Genomic DNA, 20,353 nt, shown 5'->3' with positions numbered 1-20,353 from the left:
CGGCAGGGATTAAATCCTGTATGAAGAAGGTTGGAAAAACAAGCTTTCAGGTTTGTTATTCCGCTGTTTGGTTTATTTCTTCTTCAATCAAACCTATGATCCCTGTTAACCTCGGTCTGAAGATACGCTCCTTGTATCCGGCTTCAAGAACACTCTTTTGGATAATAATTTTCAGAAGATACTGAATTTCAGGATCATTTGACATGGCCTCAAGATCAAATTTTACAGAAGTATATTTTCTTGACTCATTATCCGTGATGTTTACATCACCAAAATCTGGATCCATGTATTTCAAAACACGCTCGGAAAATTGTTGAATGGGGCCCTTGTTCCCATCTTCTATTCTGAAGCTGTATTCGAGAAATGTTTGGTAATCAGCCATCCGCCTTTTCAGATCTTTATTATCGATAAGGCTTAAAGTCCCTGAGGATTTCATTTCCTCATAGGTAGGAAGTGTTGGGTTAAAATAATGGACAAAGCCCGTTCTTTCCAAAGCGAAGACCGTTTCCACACTGTCCACTTGAGTAGGAATTTGCTGCAGCATTCCTAAAAGGCTTCTTGCATAAGCTTCTCTTTGATTAATAAAGCTTAATAAAATATTCAGTCTATTTTGGTTTTCTTCAAATTCAGTTTTTAGACTTGCTAGGAGGATGACTTTTTGTTTCTTCAGTTTGTTTTCCTCATTCCAGTTATTCACCTGAAGGGCGATCAATATTCCAATAACCACCAAGAATATCTCCCCAAATGCATAACTGAGGTATTTAGCTACTTTATTATCGAAGAGGAAAAGTTTTCGCATGGAATTAAATACTCGCATGATTCTTTGAATAGTTAATTGGTCTTTTGCTGGAGGTATTCTTGAATCGACTTCATACTTTCCAAAGTGGAGTCATAAACTTTTCTGTAGGCCCAATTCCATCGATTGACACGCGATCTTCGGAGTAACAGAAAATCCTTAAATTCTTGCGAATTTTTCATCTTCTCAAAATCTATTGGGAAAATTTTTAAGTCAAAGATTTCAGAATCTTCATTACGTTCCACTTTGAAATATTCTTTTTGAATGGGGATGCTTCGAAATTCATTGAAATTTTTATCCTCCATGATTATTAAATCCAGATAAAACCTGGAGTTATGATAATGGGAATTGATTTGTTTTCTCAGTTGGTCATCAAATGGAATCTGGACGTTCCCAGATTTGATGGTTTCTAAGGCTTTCGTGTTTTGGATGAAGTACACTCCTCCGAATAATTGTGGGTCTACATCTTTTAGTTCTTCCCAACTTAAAAGGGGTTTTTCTAAAGCAACAAGGCTTCTTTCAAAATTTTCTATGCGGCGTAATTGTAAGTGCATGAATGCAGTGTCCAACTGCATATCTTCCATTAATTCCAATAGCATCTTTCGCTCATAAATCTTTTCTTTTCTATCCTCATTCCAAGTATTAATGCTCAATGCTATTAGGATCCCGATAGTCACCAGGAAGATTTCACCTACAGCATAAGTCATATACCGAGTAATTCGATTTTGTTGAAGGAGTTTTTGGCGGATTTTGCGGAAGATTGAGATCATGATTCTTGAGTTTTGATCAGAGTTTAAGATGAAATTTCATTTTCAATCAAAGCAAGTATACCTTGGGCTTCAACCATGATCTTGGAATAATTCGAAATTTGACGAAGAATCAGTCCATTTTTGTAATACAGAGAATTTAGCAAAAATGGATCTTCCCGGTAGGCTGCGATAGCTTTCTTTTTAAGTTTTGGATGATCTCTAACATGATCAAATTCCATGAAAAACTTCTCGATGTCACGACTATAATTTCTGAGAGAAAAATCTGTGCCCTCTTGAATGATTTTTATGGATCTATAATACAGCTGTAGACGTTGGGTCAGACTGTCATTTTGGATAATTTCAATCTGACCTGAGGATAGCAGATTTTCAAAAGCACTTTGATTGGGGTAGAACAATGGCACCCGAAATCTGGCACTACTAGAGGGGTCTAAGTCATCGACCGAGTTAGCATCTATGATTTGATTGGACAGCTTACTCAGGTTTTCATAAATTGTGGAGTCCTCGTGGATTATTTCTTGTAGTAGATCAATGTCCTCTTGAAGATTTTGAGCTATCTTTTTCAGGCTTGCTTGCTCTTTCTTCATGGTCTTTCGGGTTTCATTCCAGTTGTTGACCTGAAGGGCAATCAAAATTCCAATTACCACCAAAGTGATTTCACCAATGGCATAGAGGATATAGGAACGAATTTTATCCTGTTCCATAAGGTTTTTTCGGATATGTCTTAAGAATCTAAGCATCAGTTCTTAATTCTTGATCTAAGTTCTTTTGCAATCATAGCTTCCCCTTTTCTGTTGGATTTAATTACAGCAACAAGCCTTGCTCTGTTATTTTTATAAACAAAACTGCGGAGATTGATCACTCTTAACAGGTTCTCATCTCTGATATCATTGAAATTTGGTACTTCACGTAAATAGGGTTTACCGGCTTCATCCACAGTTAATTCATCTTTGATCAATTTCCTTAAATAGATCTTTATTTCCTCTTCACGTTCATCCTTGAATTCATTGATGAACAGGGCATAGCTTGGCAGTGCTACACCGTATAAGTTGGAAATATAATTTCTCAGGGAATCATTCTTAATAATATCAAGTCCATTTGATTTCAAATTTTCATAAGGTCCAGAGTCATATCTGTATATGATGTCGGTTAACATTTTGCCGACTAACCGCCTCATAGTTTCTTGGTCAGGCATTTCATTCATTTGAACATATTGTAACAGACTATCTACCCCTTCTTTATTCTGCTGTACTCTGGGTTCAAAGAAGTTGTTGATCAAAAACAGATCATTATCCAGAGCGTTTTGCATCTGTTTTAATAGGATGGTCTCGTACTGTTCAGCCCTACGTTGTTCATTCCAGTTATTGACCTGAAGGGCAATTAGTATTCCGATGACGACCAAGAAAATCTCCCCCAATGCATAGAGTAGGTATCGAGTGACTCGATTTTGTTGAAGGAGTTTTTGACGGATTTTTCTAAAGAAAGAAATCATAGTTCTTGATTTTTGGCTAGGGTTTTATCTCCGTTCTAGTTCTGTTTCAATGGATTCTTTTAGGGTTTGACATTGTTTAGCCCGTTCCTCAATAATTGGTAACAGATTTTGGGCTTGTCTTATGTAGGACTCCAATACCTTTTCAAAAGATGGATTGGACATCAGGTTTTTGATTTGCATTTGAAGGGAAGGAAATCTGGAAATGTCAGAAGAAAGAATCAAAGCTTTGTCCCTTACAAATTCATACTCTTTTTCTAATCTGGCTTGATTTAGTTCATAGTACTTGTAATCAGAATCGTAGTACTGGATAAGGGCTAATTTCAATGATTCGTTTCCTAAATTATTAATAACATCCTCATTCAATGCTTTGATATACCCAGTATCACTTACTCTTATTCCTGGCCTACTGAGCCGATTAAAAAATAATTCAGGAGGGCTTAGACTATCATTTCTTCCAAAATTATCCCAGTATAGGATAGCCTTCTTTCCATTTTTAATATTGTTGCTTAGGATTTCAAGGTCTGATTCTAGGTTAGAAATGATAATCGTTAGAGCCTGATCTTTTTTTCGATTCTGCTTTTGACTTTCATTCCAGTTATTGACCTGAAGGGCAATCAAAATTCCAATTACCACCAAGAATATCTCCCCCAAGGCATAGAGGAGGTATCGAGTGATTCGATTCTGAGAGAAGAGTTTTTGGCGGATATGTCTTAAAAATGAAATCAAATTCTCATGAAATTGGTATATGCAGGGTAAATTTTGTTCCCTTTCCTTCCTCGCTCCAGACCCTCAATTCTCCTCCATGGGCCTTTACAATATCATAAGATAAGGATAAACCTAATCCCGTTCCAGACCCTGTAGGTTTAGTAGTGAAGAAGGGTTGAAAAATCTTTTCTATAATTGAATCTGGGATGCCTGATCCATTGTCTTGGATGGAGATCTCTATTCCTTTTTCGGTCTGCTTTGAATTGACAATGACTTCGGGTTTGTAATCCTGGGGGTCAGATTTTGCTTTTTCATTTACAGTAATTCGACTTCGCTCAGCACAGGCGTAAAAGGCATTATTGACCAGATTCAAAATCACTCGGCCAATATCTGAAGCTACCACATTCACTTTTGGTAAGTCTGGGTCAAGTTCCAATTTGATCCCGATATCTATCGGGACAGCATTGAATTCTTTGTCTTTTGCTCGAAGGCCATGGTAAGAGAGTCGTACAAATTCATCAGCAAGTGCATTTAAATCTGTAGGAGCTTTTTCGCCTTTATTGGTTCGGCTATGCTCAAGCATGCCCTTCACTATGGCATCCGCGCGCTTCCCATGATGGTTAATCTTGGAGAGGTTTTCTTTAAGATCTTTACCGATAAACTTGGCCTCCTCAATGTCTCCTTTCTCCAATTCCTCATTCATTTCATCGACTAGCTCCTCGGAAACCTCTGAAAAGTTATTTACAAAATTCAGTGGGTTTTGGATCTCATGGGCAATTCCGGCTGTTAACTCACCGAGGCTCGCCATTTTTTCAGATTGGATCAGTTGGGCTTGGGTGGATTTTAAATCACTAAGAGATTCTTCTAGCTTTTTGTTTGCTATTTCGAGTTGGTTGGTTCGTTCTGTTACCAAATCCTCCATCTCTGTATTGAGCCTTAGAAATTTTTTACCCTGATATATGGAGAGTCCAATCGGCAATGTGTTATAAAGTAATAGTGTTAATACAGGAACAAAATACATCCCTAAAAACCCAAAATAATCAAAAATAAAAGCCAAGATGAGAACTACAGGTACTCCCAGGATAGATACAGCAGGGATGATCGTATCGCTCACTCCTTGTATATAGGCCTTATAGATAGCGCTCAATCCGCCTGCCAGTGATGTAAATACTATTAAGAAAAAATAAAAATCATTATTGTCAGGAGCAAAATAAAGTAACACGGTTCCTACAATGACATAAGCTTTCCAAAAGACATGAGCTTGAACCTTTAATAATTTATGCGTTACCAAAGGCACAAGGGTAAATGCCAGTGAGCCCAGCACTACTTGGAAAACGATATCTAAACCAAGACCCACCCAAAACGAATGAATAGTAAATTGATAGAGAAACCAGTTTAAAGCGAGTCCACCAATCGACACCATTAGAAGAACCAGCCATAAATTTTCTTTCTGATCTTTTACTTTTATGTAAAGGATCAGATAAAGAACAGACAATAGAAAAATTACTGAAAGCGAAATACCATTTATCAAAATAGATACTTTTTGAATGTCAGTATAGGTTTGAACATAATCCGGACTTGCCAAAGTGAGTGAAAAGGAATAGGGCTTACTAAACCTTCGAAAAGTCAATGTCCTATAAAGTGAATGGCGGTGATAAGACTTCTTTACCACTAGAACATACGAAGCGCCGGGAATTAAATTAACGGGCTGTCCTATTCCAGCATATCGTGCTACAATTTCTTCGCTCTCCCTATCTCTTGAAGGATTTCCAATCTTTAGTACCGACTTGTCATTTAAATAAATTTCTGCGGATGTGTTTTCAGAAGATGAAAATCGAAGAAAGGCTTCTTTGTGACTGAACGTTGAATCCACCTTGAATTTCAGACGGAAATATCCAAAGCCATTCCAGAGTGAATCGGGAAAAGCATCTTGATTGGATACCGGTTGCTCAAGCCTCACCCATCGTACGGATACCATCGAATCTTCAATATTATCTGTAGTAAACTCCCATCCGTCCAGGGCGGACAGAGAAAGAACCTCTCCGTCCTGAACCGTTAGCGAATCGTGAAGTACCGGTACGCTGCTAGCTGTATCAATCAGAATCGGTTGGGGCTGTAAAAGGGTTAGAATACCTATCAATAATGCGATCATAAAACTTGAATTTCAATAAGTTAATCTTCAAATGAGTTTTTTCTGATTTGACTACATATTCGCAGCATTACAAACCCTGATCAATTAATTGAAGGGTTTCATCAATATGGACTAAAAGCTCTTTAAGTTTTCTGGTTAATTGAGCATTCGACAAAGTGGTCAAGGCTACTACATTTTTGAATTCTTCATCGTAAAGCAGAGAAATGACCTCATCTTTATTATAATCTTGACCTCTTAGGAAAGCATTGTATAACACTAAGAGTTGATTATCGAAATAGTACCCGATAACATTTTCATTCCATAGGGATCTAGATATATCACGAATTGAGCTAGCTTCTTCATACCCAAGTTTTATGGATCTGAGTTTATTTGTGAGATCGGGCTCCTCTTTTATTAATTGGTCTGAACTTAATTCTTGATTTAATACCGGCAAATCTACTCTTAGCGATACATAACTGGTCATTAGAAGAATACGTGTGTATTCAGCTTTTAGTGAATCCACGTAAGAAGGAGATTGTAGGTAAGTATCAGCCCAGGAAAGAATCATTTCATTTACCTCAATAGCTTTTTCAATTTCCGCTTTTACCTCTGATAATTCTGCTTGCAATTTTTGAATAGTTTGGGAGGATACATTATTTGATTTCCTTTCCTCATTCCAGTTATTGACCTGAAGAGCAATCAAAATTCCAACTACTACCAAGAATATCTCACCGATGGCATAGAGGAGGTATCGAGTGATTCGATTTTGTTGAAGGAGTTTTTGACGGATTTTGCGAAAGAAAGAGATCATAGACTAGTAAGCTTTGAATTGATAATCTGGCTTTCCAAGGTCATAGGTTTGCAAACCAGTAATTATTCCCGACTGATCACGCTGAATTTTCATGGTGAATCTAGGGTCAAAAGCCCATTGCAAGGAGTCTGGGGAGATTTCATTCAAGAGGGTACTTCGCCAATGGAATCCTCCTACATCCAAATTTTCCCAGAAGGTCAAATCGTATTTCGAAAAAATTCTAAACTGAATGGAATCACCATCTGCGGTAACTACACGAACTCGGGCTTTATAGTTTTGACTAGGTTTAGAATCATTGGGGATAAATTTTTTGATTTGAGGAGGAAGTTCATTTCTGTCGCCCAAAAGATTTCGAATAATCATGTAGTTCAACACTGATTTGTCTCTTATCCGAAGTATATATGCTGTATAGTTTTGGAGGTGAGTATGATAAAGTGCAATTTTCTGTTTATGAAGTGGGTCATTCAGAAAGTAATCAAAGGCAAGTTCGTTTGGCTTATCTTGACTCAAATCTACTATCCAGGGTTTAGAATCATGTAGGTATGTAAAATAGGATGTTGTTGTGAGATTCAAATCTTTTGATACTTGCTCTAGGTAGTGTTCATCTTCGACATAGAGTGAATTGAGGGTAACAAAAAGCTCTCGGTTTTCATCGGGGAGTTTTTCTTTTTCCTGCTCCAATACTTGGAAAGAGCGATCACTAAGCTTTATTAAGTAGCCTTCGGTGCCTAAATACCATAAGGACCTTTGCTTTGGATTTCTGTAATCCTCAACTGTAAGCTCTCCTCGAAGAGTTTTAAGACAAAGAGTGTCTCTATTTACTGCCCATTTCAGCCCTAGTTCAAACTCGTCTAAATCATTTATTAAGTCTTGTTGAATTTCTTTCAAAATTACTCGGACTTCCTTTTTATTTTTTCTCTCCTCATTCCAATTATTCACTTGCAGGGCAATTAGTATTCCGATAACCACTAAGAAGATTTCTCCTATAGCATAGACCAAGTAGCGGGTCACCCGATTTTGTTTTAGTAGATTCTGACGGATTTTGCGAAAAAAGGAGATCATAGCTTGTCAAGTTATTTTACTAGCGAGTTGATTTCATCTCTGAGTTGCTCTAATAATGGCTCCGAATAGCTTTCCATATTTTGCCGATATAGTCTTGATAATTCCATATTAAGGGCAGTCATACTTCGAATCTGATAACCTGCATTGGCATCATTCCTAAATCCTTCAATGTCTATTCCCAATGATTTAAAGTGGTCTATATCTTCTTCAGAAATCCCCTTCCTTCCTAAATCCCATATTGAATCCATGATTAAAGCGGAGAAGTATCGCTGGATAAATTGGTTGTACTCGGTTCTTCGTTGTTCTCCTTCCCTGTACACAAAGGATTCCAAGCCATTTGTACGATTTAGATACTTTTCTAATAGTTCAATGATTGCTTTGTTATGAATAACATTTACCTCATCACCCGTTGAAACTAATTCTTGGTAAGCAGGAATATAGGGAGAATAACTACCCCCTCTTCCTATCAAAAAGATGTCCCAAATAAACTGGGCACTATCAGTTAAATTTGAATCTAACTTATTTAAAGATAAAAGTCTTTTACCCTGTTCAACCTTATTTGAAGTTAGATTAATAGATGAGTGTAGGCTGGCACTATCCCTTTCAATTTCCGAAAGAATCCTATAGAGGTAATCGATTTCTCTTTTTCTATCTTTCCTCTCCTCATTCCAGTTATTGACCTGAAGAGCAATCAAAATTCCAACTACTACCAAGAATATCTCACCAAGGGCATAGACCAGATATCGAGTGACTCTATTTTGCTGTAGGAGTTTTTGACGGATTTTGCGAAAGAAAGAGATCATTTGTTTTTCAATTTTTTCGAAATAATAAAGCTTTCCCTATTTGACCAATAATTTTTGATTGCCTCAACTTCTCTCTCTTCATTTCTAATGAAATATGCTAGGTCTTGCTCAAATCCGATACTCCTTACGGAATCTTCTCCAATTTTTTCTAACACAAAAAATTCTTCGTAGATCTCGCGATTCTCTGAGCTTCTTCCTGCTAAGAGACCGTGGTAATCAAAGATATAGATGGTATCGGAGCCCGAATTAGAAATATAGCTTCCAGTGTACTCTTCTAATTCCTTTTTTGTGTAAGTAATTTGAAGCAAAGGGTCTAAGGACTGGTTTTTCTCGAAAACAAGGATCTCGTTAATAATTTGATTTATGGCTATTACTTTGTTTTGCAGGATAGAGCCGATCACTTGGTATTCTTCAATAGCTTGGTGGTATTTAAATACAAAATTTTTGAAGATTGGATCTTGAAGATAAAACTCTAGATTTTCTTGAGTAATTGAATCTCTTTGCATGGCAATGTAACCAGGCTGTTGAGCTAAATATTGATCTAAATTTTTTTCTATTGTCAATAGATTACCCGAGACTGATTCAAATTGTGAGATTCTTTCGGTATAAAATAAGCCCAAACTTCTTACGATTTCTTTGAATTGCTCGGGAATGATCTCTCTATTATCATCTAGATTTCGAAAAGACTGGTTGCTAATAGTGACCGGGAATGAACCTTTACCTATTTTCTGAATAGATCTATTTGTAAAATGGTTCGGGTTTAAATCGAAAACCGTATCACTTAAAAATAAAAGAGCTAGCGAATCTTTCAATTGATAAAAATCTGAAGAGTAGCCTATTTCAGAATAGTCATTTGACAGATCTTTCTGTATTTCGATTAACAATTGCTCTGTTTTTTTAAAATTGTTTCTCTCCTCATTCCAGTTATTCACCTGAAGGGCAATCAAAATTCCAATTACCACCAAGAATATCTCCCCCAAGGCATAGAGGAGGTATCGAGTGATTCGATTCTGAGAGAAGAGTTTTTGGCGGATTTTGCGGAAAAAAGAGATCATAAGGAAGTATCAATTTCTTTTTGAATCAATTCGTGGAGCTGAGTTGCTTGGTTTTGAAGACTTCTAGAAAAGGAACTTTTGGACTTCCAGTGAAAAGCATATCTGGATAAGGTGTTAATTACGACACGATCTTGTTGGATTTTTGAAAAATCATAGCTAAAAGCATTTTCGGTTACGCTTCCACCAGCCTCAAACTTTAAATAAGGATCCATGAAAGTAGTTTGATTGACCTTTTCGTTTAGATCCTCGTAGATGGTGCTCACCAGTTTTTGTTGGGTGATGTATTTGCTCAACTCTTCTCGAAGCTCCAGATTATATATCAACCCCAACTGCCCTGAGCTTTTCATTTCCTCATAGGCAGATAGTTCGGGAAGGTGGCGGGAAAGCCGAAAATAATTACCAAAAGCAAAGTCCAATATCTGCTTGTTCGAATCGTTGAATTTACCGGACTCTAAAAGTTCCACAGCCTCATCCAATTGGTTAGCTACTAAACTGGAATACTCCTCAATTCCTACAAGGAACCTAATGATCTGATCCAAATCATTGCTGAGACGCTGGTGGAATTCCTTGGATTTTCTCTTTTCTAAGCGTTCCTGATTCCAGTTATTGACCTGTAGCGCTATCAGGATTCCTATCACCACTAAAAATATCTCACCCAAAGCATAGATGAAGTATCGGGTCACCTGATTTCCTGCCTTGCCGGCAGGCAGGTGGCTTATGAGTTTTTGGCGAATTTTTCGAAAGAAAGAGATCATTTTTTAAGGGGTAGATGAATAATAAACTCACTTCCAACTTGTTCATTTGTTTCTAAGTGTAATTCTCCACCATGTGCTTTGATAATATCATGGGTGATGCTGAGTCCTAGTCCAGTGCCTTCGGTTCCTTTTTTTGTAGTGAAAAAAGGCTGGAGAATTTTATCCTTTATTTCTTTTGGGATTCCGGGACCATTGTCTGAAATGGAGAAATGGATTTTGTCTTTCAGTAGACCAGTGGTCACCGTAAGTTTGGGTAGATAATCATTCGTTCCTACGGTTTTGAGTTTTTCTCTCATAGCATCAAATCCATTATTGCATAGGTTTAGAATTACTCTCGAAAAATCTTCACTGATTAGCGATACTTCTCCTACTTCAGGATCCAATTTGAATTCTATGTCCACATTGATAGGAGCTTTGCCTGCTCGCATTCCATGGAAGGAAAGGTTCACAAACTCCTGTACCAATGCATTGAATGCTTTGTCCTCCCGCTTACCGTCGGAAGCCCGGCTGTGTTGTAGCATAGATTTGACAATGCTATCTGCTCGGGTACCATGTTCATGAACTTTGAAAAGATTGCTTTTTACATCATTCAGGATGGCAATGATTTCTTCTTTGCCATCCGAATCTTCCAGATTTTCTAATTCTTCAAATACCTCCTCGATCAGTTCCCTACTGAGATCTGAAAAATTATTGACAAAGTTCAACGGGTTTTTTATCTCATGAGCAATTCCAGCAGTCAGTTGACCCAGAGAGGCTAATTTCTCTTGTTGAACAAGTTGCTGCTGAGTGGATTTTAATTCTTTGAGGGCTTTTTCGGCTCGAGCTTTTGCTTTTTTCAGCCGCTTTAAATCCTCTTTGGCTTGTGAGAGATCCTTGAACCTGGAGTAGGCTAATGAGAAGACCAATGCTGCCCTCCGCAATAAGTCCCAACTTTCGCTGGAAATTTCACCTGGGGTAGCGGCTCCGATTGCACCATTCGAAAATTTGGTCAAATGATAAGTGCGTTCGGGGATGGTTTTTCCATAATACCCTTGGATCGCAGGAGACTGTTCCGAACAATAGTTGATCCATTCTATGCGATTGGTTCCTTTCATGACGATAGAAGTATCCGGTTGCTCACTTTGGTAAAAAGATAGCATCTGCTGGCCCACCCAGGTATCTTTGTAATTCAGATTGAAATGATCGGCTACATAGGTTTTTTTTCCTTCGCGGATATCTTTTAGAGAATACCAACATTCCGCATCTCCCTGAGAATTCTTATTGATGTAAATGGAGCTAGTCTCTAATTCCTCTACTCCTAGAAGGCCCATTTCCTCCCGCATTACATTTGCCACCTCTACCAATTCCTCAGGTTCCTGCATGGCCATAGCCCTCGCTCTGACACGCTCCAATGCCAGTTCAATTTTTGCTTTCCTGTTTTGCTTTTCAGCGTTGAGTAAGTCTTCAAATCGTCTGTATGCCAAGTCAAATACTCCTGCAAAGCGAACCAAAGTTTCGATAGACTCTGAAGGTGGATTAGGAACTTGTCCAGGAAGACTAAACCCGATCTCTCCATGTGTAGTTCTTGCGATGACAAAAGTAAGGCCTCCTAGAGCCATAATATCATCTTTTGTAGGAGCATGAGGATCCGCTTGTTCATATTTGCCATAAGTATTCATCTTATCGATGTAATCCCAGGCCTTTTGCCCATTCAAATCTAAGGCAATGATGGGGGAGTCACTCTTTTCCCAAGCGGCAAGTCGTGTAATCTCATCGTGGACAAACTTTGGAACTGAAATGATCATGCCTATTCTTTCACCATCCTCAGAGGTCATCGACATTTCATAGCTTTCTGGAGTCCATTTCATATGCCAGAAGTAGTCTGCCTCATGTCCAAGAAGAATAAATTCCCTTCGCATTGTGACTACAATGTCAAAGAGTTCCTCAGACTGTCTCATAGCGGTAACTTGAGCCCGGATCCGTTCTAGACTAAGCTCTAACTTTGCTTCTTTGGCTTGAGCCTCCGCCTTAGTAAGATCAAGAAACCTCGTGTAGGTAAGATCGAATGCCTGAGCAAAACGCTTAAATATTTGCTCTTCCTCACAAGGAACTTCAGTGATCATCACCAAATACCCAGTCTTGAAATAGGCAGCATGCAAGCGTTGCCATTTTGGTCGTGCAATGCCAGAAGCCTCCATATCTTGAAAAATTTGCTTGGTAATGGGAATTTTCATGAGCCAGTCGTAGTGCTCCTTTAGTTTTTCTCCTTCTAGGGTCACCGTTCGGTAAGGCACACCCTTTTCCCATCCTTCGTAGAGATTTTCATGAGCATAGTCTCCTTCATTGGAAATGTAAAACGGTTTGATTAATCCATTATCCAAACTTAGCCACCATTCGTCCTCTCTGCGATCCTTTTCACAAAGCACAAAACCACAAGTCCAAAGATTATCAACAAGGGATTTTAACTCGTCAAACAATACGAGGGCCACCTCTCCCAATTCCTCAGCTCTTTGCATTCCCATGGTCCTTGATCTAACTCTTTCCAGAGCAGCCTCAATACGAGCTTCTTTTGCCTGTTCCTCTGCTTTTTGAAGGTCAAGGAATCTGGTATAGGTTTGTTCGAACACCTTCGCAAAACGTCGGAATAAACCATGCGCTTCAGGCAGAGGTTCTAGTGTGATAAGTAATAGATTACCAGATGCAAAATTAGCCACGTGATGTATTTGCCTTTTTGGCATAGGATATCCTGCGTCTATTGATTTTTGAAATGCTTGGCTAAGCATAGGAAAGGATTGCAAATATTTGAAATAGGATTGCAACTCATCCCCTGATAAGTCTTTGACCAAAAAATGCTCTCCTCTTTTCCATGATTCAAATTGGTATTCATGCCATTCATTATCAGCAATAGGCATGATGAATGGAGGGTTCATCGAACCATCAGCATTGCACATCCAAGAAATAAGCTGGTCTTGTTTTTCGTCCCAGATCGTAAAACCGCTACTATAAGTATTGATACCTAAGTCTTTTAATTGTTGAAATAATAGAGAAGCGGTCGGTGCAAGTTCGTCGCTCTTTTCCATAGCCATCGTTTTGGCTCGTATCCGTTCCAAAGCCGTTTCAATCTCAAGCTTGCGGTTTTTTTCTTGTAGATCCGCGGTTTTTTCATCCACCAGCTTTTGCAATTCCTCCGCTCGTTGCTTGTATATTTTTACTCCCCAGGTATCTTTTTCACTTTCTACCTCCTCAGGTTTTGATCCATGCCAGTGAATCACCTTCCAAGTGTTTTCGCGGTACTCGAGCACACTCGATATTCTCATGTCTATTTCGACTCCCTGATCGGCTGAATTGATGGATACTTTGACTTCATCTACAATGATTGCGGTGTTTTCATCAGCGGTAGTATATTGATCTACCGGGTTTCTTGTCCAGGAGATTGTGAGCCCTTCGCTTTGGATTTTTTGGTTTTCTAGTAGTTTTTTGACCTCGGAGATACCCCTGATTTTCTCGTCTAGAGCAGTGCCAAATCCCACGATTTTTGGGTCGATAATTTCCTCCAGATTTTTAGGTTCGGATCCTGATAGTCCGGCATACATAAACTTCTGGTAGGTTTCCTCCAGCTGGCGTTTTTTATTTTTATCCATCAACTGATTGACTTATAGGTATTGTTATAGTGAAAGAAGTACTTTGATTAATTTCACTTTCTACGCTTAATTTACCGCCATGTGCCTTAATGATATCATGGGTGATGCTTAGTCCCAATCCGGTACCTTCCGTACCTTTTTTGGTGGTAAAAAAGGGTTGGAGAATTTTGTCTTGAAGCTTTTTGGGAATTCCGGGTCCATTGTCCTTGAAGGTGAGCAGTATTTCGTTTGGATGCCTTTCCGTCTTGACGGTAAATTTTGGTAAATAGCTATTGGGATCTTCATTTTTGAGTTTTTCACGCATGGCATCGAATGCGTTGTTAGCGATATTCAAAATCACTCTCGAAAAATCTTCCATAACCAAATCGACCTCTCCAACCTGTTCATCCAGCTGAAAATCCAAGTCTACATTGATCGGGTTTTTGCCGGCTCGCATACCATGGAAGGATAGTTTGACAAACTCTTGAACCAAATCATTAACCGGAATATTATCCACTTTACCTGCACCGCCCCTGCTGTGTTGTAGCATAGATTTGACAATGCCATCTGCTCGTGTCCCGTGTTCATGTACCTTTTTTAGGTTACTTTGCACATCCTCAAGGATTGCAATAATCTCTTCCTTTGAGATTGAATCCTCTATATTTTCCAATTCCTCAAATACCTCCTCAATCAGTTCGGAGCTTAAATCAGAAAAGTTGTTGACAAAATTCAATGGGTTTTTAATTTCATGAGCAATTCCAGCTGTGAGCTGCCCTAAGCTGGCGAGTTTCTCCTGCTGTACCAATTGCTCCTGAGCTGCTTTCAGATCCTTTAACGCTTGTTCCGCTTTGGCCTTGGCAACATCCAGACGGGTAAAGTCCTCATATCGTGCATATGCCACAGAAAGGGATCTTCCCAAAGCGGCAACCAAGTCCAATTCTTCCTCATTTAGATCAATTTCGGAGCCCACATAGACCATCCCCTGTGCAAATGGGACAAATTGTAAAGTTAGAGAAGTGGGAGGCTTATCTCCACCCTGATAGGTGCTTAAGTCCGAAATCTGCCCTTGCTGCAGTAGACTTTTCGTAAAAGTTAGGAATTGCTCTTCAGACCAATGCTCAATGTAGGTGGCCTGTTGCCTCCAATGATCCACTCCCTTTCGGGTAATTTCTGAATTGTCATAATCCAAATGCAGGGCGGCCAAAGCTTTTCCTTCTGGGTTGGATAGGTAGAAGTCTAGCTTCTGTTTTTCTTCATTGACAAGCATCACCCCACAGCGGAAGAATGGAACTCCCAAGGATCTTAATTCTTTCCAAACTAGCGGTGTAATCCGCTCCAAGTCTTTGGCAGTTCGCATTGAGGCGATTTCAGCCCGAACCCGATCTAGGGAAGATTGCTTGGTCGCTTCCCGAGCTTGAGCTTCAGCTTTTTGAAGGTCAAGGAAACGGGTGTAGGTCTGTTGAAAGACTATATTAACTCGCTTGAGGATGTCATTTTCTTCCTTGGAATAAATAATTTTTTGATAATTGAACATCGTAATACCGGAGTACTTCCCCAGTGCAGCAGAGCCAGAAATCCCTAAGCCCTTATCAATATACTCCATTCGACTTTTTGGGACATCTATACCTTGAGCATTGGGATAAAAGTGTTCAAAGTATTTTTCCTTTGATCTTTTATCCTCATCAAAAGTGAAGAACTCAATACCGTTTTGTCTCGCTTCTTTGTTCAGCTGATGAATGGGATGCTCGCAGTAAGGAAGTTTTACTTGCTTTGGATAGATTGCTGTACTAGCTCCAATCCAGACATTGAATGCCTGGTTATCTTCATCAAAGATATCGATGTAGCATGTATCAACGACCAAGTTTAAATGCTCAAATTGCTTAAAAAGTACTAGGATAACTTCAGATAATTCACTGGTCTTATGCATGGCCATAGAGCGTGATCTGATTCTTTCAAGGGCCGCTTCAATTTGTGCCTCCCTAGCTTGTCTTTCTGCTTTTTGTAGGTCAAGGAAACGGGTGTAGGATTGTTCGAATACTGTAGCTAGTCTTTCTAGAATATCTTTTTCTTGGTCAGTGAAGCTTTCTAGATTGTAACGATGTAGTTGTAAACCAACTGTGTTTCTCCTAGCTACAATTGAATTCCAGCCAGGAGCAGATAGAATAATTTCTCTTCGGTGTTGTGGTGTATGACTAAGCTCTGAGACTTCAAATGCTTTATTCCACCAGCTATGCATTTCTTCGGCATCGGAATGTATTTCTACAAATGATTCACCCTTTTCCCAGGCATCCCACATTTTTTTGGTCATACCAAAATCTATGTAAGTGATCCTCAGTTTTTGTTGATAAGAATGCGTGTTGGTGATTGCCCACAAATAAAAATCTCGAGAATTTTCAATATAAGTTTGAAAATTACTGGCGTCAACTTTAATTCCAAGCTCGGTGATTTGTTCGTGAACTGCCTTTATTACTAATAAAAGATCGTCACTTTTGTGCATTGCCATAGAGGACGAACGAACGCGTTCTAAAGCCGCTTCTATCTGTGCTTCTCGAGCCTGAGATTCTACTTTTTTTAGGTCTAGAAACCGAGTATAAGCTTGCTCGAAAACTTTACCGAAGCGTTCGAGAATATCCAAATCTTCCTCAGATATATATCCCTCACTAACTGTTTGGAGTCCGCTATATTTAAAAAATGTAAAGCCTGCAACATAACGATCAAGGCCTTTATTTGCTTCTTGGACATGCTTCGGAAAGCGACTGAATTCAGTCTCTGAATACAGGTATTCATCATATATTTTTTTCTCTTCACCTTCTATGGTATAAACAAATCTCTTTTTCTGAGCTTTCCATGCTTCCCACATGGCATGATGAAAAGGATAATCTTCAAACTTCATGTAATAGGATTCTGGATCTTTTCCCGTTTCCGGATTGGCTGCCCATACCGTATTGCTCTTGTCATGCTCATCAATCAAGTTGATGATGCAGAAAGTAAGTGTGAATTCCAGATTGGTAAATTCTTGGAGAAGGGTATCAACTACAGAGGATAATTCTGAGGAATGATGCATCGCCAAACTTCGCGATCTAACTCGCTCCAATGATGCTTCAATTTGCGACTCCCTAGCCTGCGCTTCGGCTTTTTGGATATCTAGAAAGCGAGTATAGGTTTGTTCGAAGACATTAGAAAATTTCTTTAAGAGGTCAATTTCAGGCGGGGTTAGTGATGTGCCTGAATAATCATTGATGAAAATGGCTGTATTCTTTTGAAATGCAATGGATGTAGCGTAGGTCTCTGCTGCAAGGCAATATTCTTTTACCGCCTGAGGAGTATGCTTAAAATCGGAATATTCAAAAATGTGAGAATGGAAAGACCTGCTTTCTTCTGATGAATATCTATGCGTTAAAAAGTTTTTGCCAAGGTTTTTAGCTTCCCATAGGTTGGAGAGAACAGGATGCTCGAAATAAGGTAAATAGAAATTCATGGCTGAATCAAAACCAGCGTTGGCCATCCATTCATTCAGGTCTTTGCTTCCTTCATCGAAAGTAATAAGCGCTACACCGTCCTTTACTGCTATATTGAATTCATTAAGTATCTTAAAAATTAATGTGATCACCTCGCTAAGTTCATCGGTATGTTGCATGGCCAATGATCGAGCTCGGATACGTTCAAGGGCTGTTTCGATCTCCAGTTCTCGGTTTTTCAACAATAATTCTTCTGTCTGTTGGTCCACAAGATCCTGGAGAGTTTCTCGCTCCCTTCGCCACTCTTCTAAGTGCCAAGGATCATTTTCTGTATTTGCTGCAGTAGAAGCATGCCAATGGGTAAGTACCCATGTCCCATCGATATACTCCATAGAGCAACTGGTTCTTAGCTCGAGGTGAATTGTCACATCCTCTGATGCCATATTCATATTTACCAGCTCTATGATGATGGCATGGTTGCCATCTAAAGAAAGGTGAGTAGCTATCCGGTTACGCTCAATTTTCGAGTCTAGTTGACTCATTTGAATATATTGGGCTTTAAATAACTTATCTATTTGCTCAAAAGTGAAAAGATGCTCATCCTTTGCGGTACCAAAAACCACTGCATTAGGATGGATGATGTCACGTAAGTCCTCATAAGGAATTAAACAATAGCCCACATTGGCAATGCGATCGTAATTTTTTTCAAGTAGCCTTTCTTTCTCAGATCCCATTGTTAACATTTTTGTTCAGTTGAATGATAAAGTTAGAACCTTCGTCTTCAAGTGTATTTACTTTCAACTCCCCTCCATGCGCTTTCACAATATCATAAGATAAGGATAATCCAAGTCCAGTTCCTGAACCTGTGGGCTTAGTGGTAAAGAATGGTTGGAAGATTTTGTCTTTAATGGAGTCGGGGATGCCCGAACCATTATCAGAGACGGATATTTCTACCCCATTTTTGGTCTTTTTAGTGGATACAATTACTTCAGGCTTATACCCCTCCAAATTCTCCTTTGCTTTCTCGTTTACTGCATAAAATGCATTGTTGATAAGGTTTAATAAAACACGTCCGATATCCGAAGCCACCACATTTACTTTAGGTAAATTCGTGTCGAGCTCGAGTTTGAAATCAGCGTTGAAGCTTTTGTCTTTTGCCCGTAGTCCATGGTAGGAAAGTCGGACAAACTCATCGGCCAGCGCATTTAAGTCGGTGTGGGTTTTTTCGCCTGAGCTGGCTCGACTGTGTTCGAGCATTCCTTTTACTATTGCATCTGCCCGTTTGCCGTGATGATTGATTTTCTCCTCGTTGGCCTCAATGTCGGATGCGATTAACTTCACTTCTTCCAAATCACCTTTTTCAATTTCTTCTTTAAGCTCTGCAATCAATTCCCGATTTACATCAGAGAAGTTATTCACAAAATTTAGAGGGTTCTGGATCTCATGGGCAATTCCAGCAGTAAGTTGTCCGAGAGAAGCCATCTTTTCCGATTGGATCAATTGGGACTGGGTAGATTTGAGTTCTTCCAATGATTTTTCAAGTGCTGAATTGGTTTCTTCTATAGCCTTTCTTTTCTGTTCCAATTCCTCTATAGTTTCCTCTAGTAGAATTGCGGTGGTTCGTTTTACTTTTTCAGTTCGGTCTAGTTTGAATTCCAAAATGGTCAGCTCTTTATCAGCTTCCTTCAGGGATTTAGATAATGAAGATTTTTGCTCATCAGAGATGGCATCAAGCTGGAGTAGGGTATCGAGAATTTGCTGGAGATGGATGTTCATTTATTTTTCCTTTAATGCCACACAACAGGTAGTTAGGTTATGCATTTCCAAATTTCCACCGGCCATTCTTCCCAACTCTGCATAGGAAAACATGCCAGCCATAGGGACATTCCAAACCTGCTTCACCCCTTCAATCTCAGCATTCATCATAGGACCAAAGGAAAGTATTCTACCAGCGCAACTGAATACCACCAAGGCATCGGCCTCCGGCATTTCAGTGTCTTTCAGATTTTGAACTCCCTTCACGACCCTTTCCATCACATCCCAGTCGGGTGGCAAGGAAAACCTTATTTTTGAACCTTGTGGAACAGACCCACTTGTATAAAATGAATGGTCAGACCAATCTACGACTAGACCAGGACGCATGACAGGGTCACCTTTTTCACGTTGCAATTGCAGAGGAAAATTGGCAGCAAGTTCCAACAATACATCTTTATTTTCGGGCGTGATATTTTCAAGGCCCCCATATTTTGTAGTGATATCGAGTGCTGGTTCGTTATCGATGGTGAACACATGATTGCCTTCGCTTTTGGTTACCGTTTTTTCCGTTCCCATGGCTTTCCAGCCACAGGTAGCAATACCACTGACTGATACTTTTTCTTCATTTAAGGCTAAACAAACCATCCCTTGATCACTTTCCCATCCGTTTGTAAAAACCCAGGTTTTACTAAAGGCCAAATCATCACCGGCAGCTCCACCAAATGCATTGACTTGTTCACCTGCGATTTCCTGAAGGCCCAGCAACACTTCCTCGCCATCAGTTGCCGCATTGCTGACCGCTAGGAGGAAAGCAACTTTTCCAAATTCCTTTTTGGCTTTGGAGGCAATGGATTTGGATGTGTCCCGATAGTTATTTTGATGAAATTCAGCCGAATGGATTTTGAAATATTCTTTTTTCATATCCAATAAAAGGATGGCAACTGCGCCTGATTCGGTCTCTTCATCGATAAACTCGCCATTGGTGGTAGATCCAAAAATGGCAATGCCTGCTTTGTCAAGTATGCTACAAATGGCCTTGCGGTCTTGTGAAACGGACAGGAAAACGAATGCCAGTGTGGGCTTAAAACTATCAGCCATACTTTCAGTAAGTGCTGCTTTAATTTCATCGGAAGATCTTCCTTTGATTGATTTCGCTTTCATTTT

Annotated in this window: 15 protein-coding genes; all 15 read right to left on the bottom strand. The window is 39.4% G+C overall.

Annotated features, from left to right (window positions below):
• Positions 1–55: 55 nt before the first annotated feature.
• Positions 56–817: a DUF6090 family protein gene (locus JYB62_RS13470; protein ID WP_205645947.1), complete on the bottom strand. Its 762-nt coding sequence runs from the start codon at positions 815–817 to the stop codon at positions 56–58.
• Between the two features lie 14 nt (positions 818–831).
• Complete coding sequence (locus tag JYB62_RS13465) at positions 832–1,566, bottom strand: DUF6090 family protein (protein WP_205645946.1); 735 nt, start codon at positions 1,564–1,566, stop codon at positions 832–834.
• A gap of 23 nt (positions 1,567–1,589) precedes the next feature.
• Complete coding sequence (locus tag JYB62_RS13460; RefSeq protein ID WP_205645945.1) at positions 1,590–2,267, bottom strand: DUF6090 family protein; 678 nt, start codon at positions 2,265–2,267, stop codon at positions 1,590–1,592.
• 35 nt (positions 2,268–2,302) lie between these two features.
• Entirely contained in the window at positions 2,303–3,055 is a 753-nt protein-coding gene (locus JYB62_RS13455; RefSeq protein WP_205645944.1) for a DUF6090 family protein, read from the bottom strand.
• 24 nt (positions 3,056–3,079) lie between these two features.
• On the bottom strand, positions 3,080–3,781 hold the full coding sequence (locus JYB62_RS13450) for a DUF6090 family protein (RefSeq protein ID WP_205645943.1): 702 nt from the start codon (positions 3,779–3,781) through the stop codon (positions 3,080–3,082).
• A 4-nt stretch (positions 3,782–3,785) separates the two neighbouring features.
• Positions 3,786–5,912 carry an ATP-binding protein gene (locus JYB62_RS13445; protein ID WP_243431581.1) on the bottom strand — a complete coding sequence of 709 codons (2,127 nt, stop codon included), beginning with the start codon at positions 5,910–5,912 and terminating at the stop codon, positions 3,786–3,788.
• A gap of 67 nt (positions 5,913–5,979) precedes the next feature.
• Positions 5,980–6,702 carry a hypothetical protein gene (locus JYB62_RS13440; RefSeq protein WP_205645942.1) on the bottom strand — a complete coding sequence of 241 codons (723 nt, stop codon included), beginning with the start codon at positions 6,700–6,702 and terminating at the stop codon, positions 5,980–5,982.
• 3 nt (positions 6,703–6,705) lie between these two features.
• A complete protein-coding gene (locus tag JYB62_RS13435) occupies positions 6,706–7,764 on the bottom strand; it encodes a DUF6090 family protein (RefSeq protein WP_205645941.1) in 1,059 nt (352 codons plus the stop codon).
• 11 nt (positions 7,765–7,775) lie between these two features.
• On the bottom strand, positions 7,776–8,567 hold the full coding sequence (locus JYB62_RS13430; protein WP_205645940.1) for a DUF6090 family protein: 792 nt from the start codon (positions 8,565–8,567) through the stop codon (positions 7,776–7,778).
• Positions 8,564–9,622 carry a DUF6090 family protein gene (locus JYB62_RS13425; protein WP_205645939.1) on the bottom strand — a complete coding sequence of 353 codons (1,059 nt, stop codon included), beginning with the start codon at positions 9,620–9,622 and terminating at the stop codon, positions 8,564–8,566. The genes JYB62_RS13430 and JYB62_RS13425 overlap by 4 nt, the downstream gene beginning before the upstream one ends.
• Positions 9,619–10,377 (bottom strand): DUF6090 family protein, encoded by a 759-nt coding sequence (locus tag JYB62_RS13420; protein WP_205645938.1) that lies wholly within the window; start codon positions 10,375–10,377, stop codon positions 9,619–9,621. Before JYB62_RS13420 ends, JYB62_RS13425 begins: the two co-directional genes overlap by 4 nt.
• The gene (locus JYB62_RS13415; RefSeq protein WP_205645937.1) at positions 10,374–13,997 is read right to left on the bottom strand and encodes an ATP-binding protein; all 3,624 of its coding nucleotides are present in this window, start codon (positions 13,995–13,997) and stop codon (positions 10,374–10,376) included. Before JYB62_RS13415 ends, JYB62_RS13420 begins: the two co-directional genes overlap by 4 nt.
• Entirely contained in the window at positions 13,990–18,168 is a 4,179-nt protein-coding gene (locus JYB62_RS13410) for an ATP-binding protein (RefSeq protein ID WP_205645936.1), read from the bottom strand. The genes JYB62_RS13415 and JYB62_RS13410 overlap by 8 nt, the downstream gene beginning before the upstream one ends.
• Positions 18,158–19,210 (bottom strand): sensor histidine kinase, encoded by a 1,053-nt coding sequence (locus JYB62_RS13405; protein ID WP_205645935.1) that lies wholly within the window; start codon positions 19,208–19,210, stop codon positions 18,158–18,160. The genes JYB62_RS13410 and JYB62_RS13405 overlap by 11 nt, the downstream gene beginning before the upstream one ends.
• Positions 19,211–20,350: an FIST signal transduction protein gene (locus JYB62_RS13400; protein WP_205645934.1), complete on the bottom strand. Its 1,140-nt coding sequence runs from the start codon at positions 20,348–20,350 to the stop codon at positions 19,211–19,213.
• Positions 20,351–20,353: the final 3 nt, after the last annotated feature.

Source organism: Algoriphagus lutimaris (assembly GCF_017051705.1).
Lineage (GTDB): Bacteria > Bacteroidota > Bacteroidia > Cytophagales > Cyclobacteriaceae > Algoriphagus > Algoriphagus lutimaris.
The sequence above is the reverse complement of the archived record's forward strand: the minus strand, read 5'-3'. Positions and strand labels throughout refer to the sequence as shown.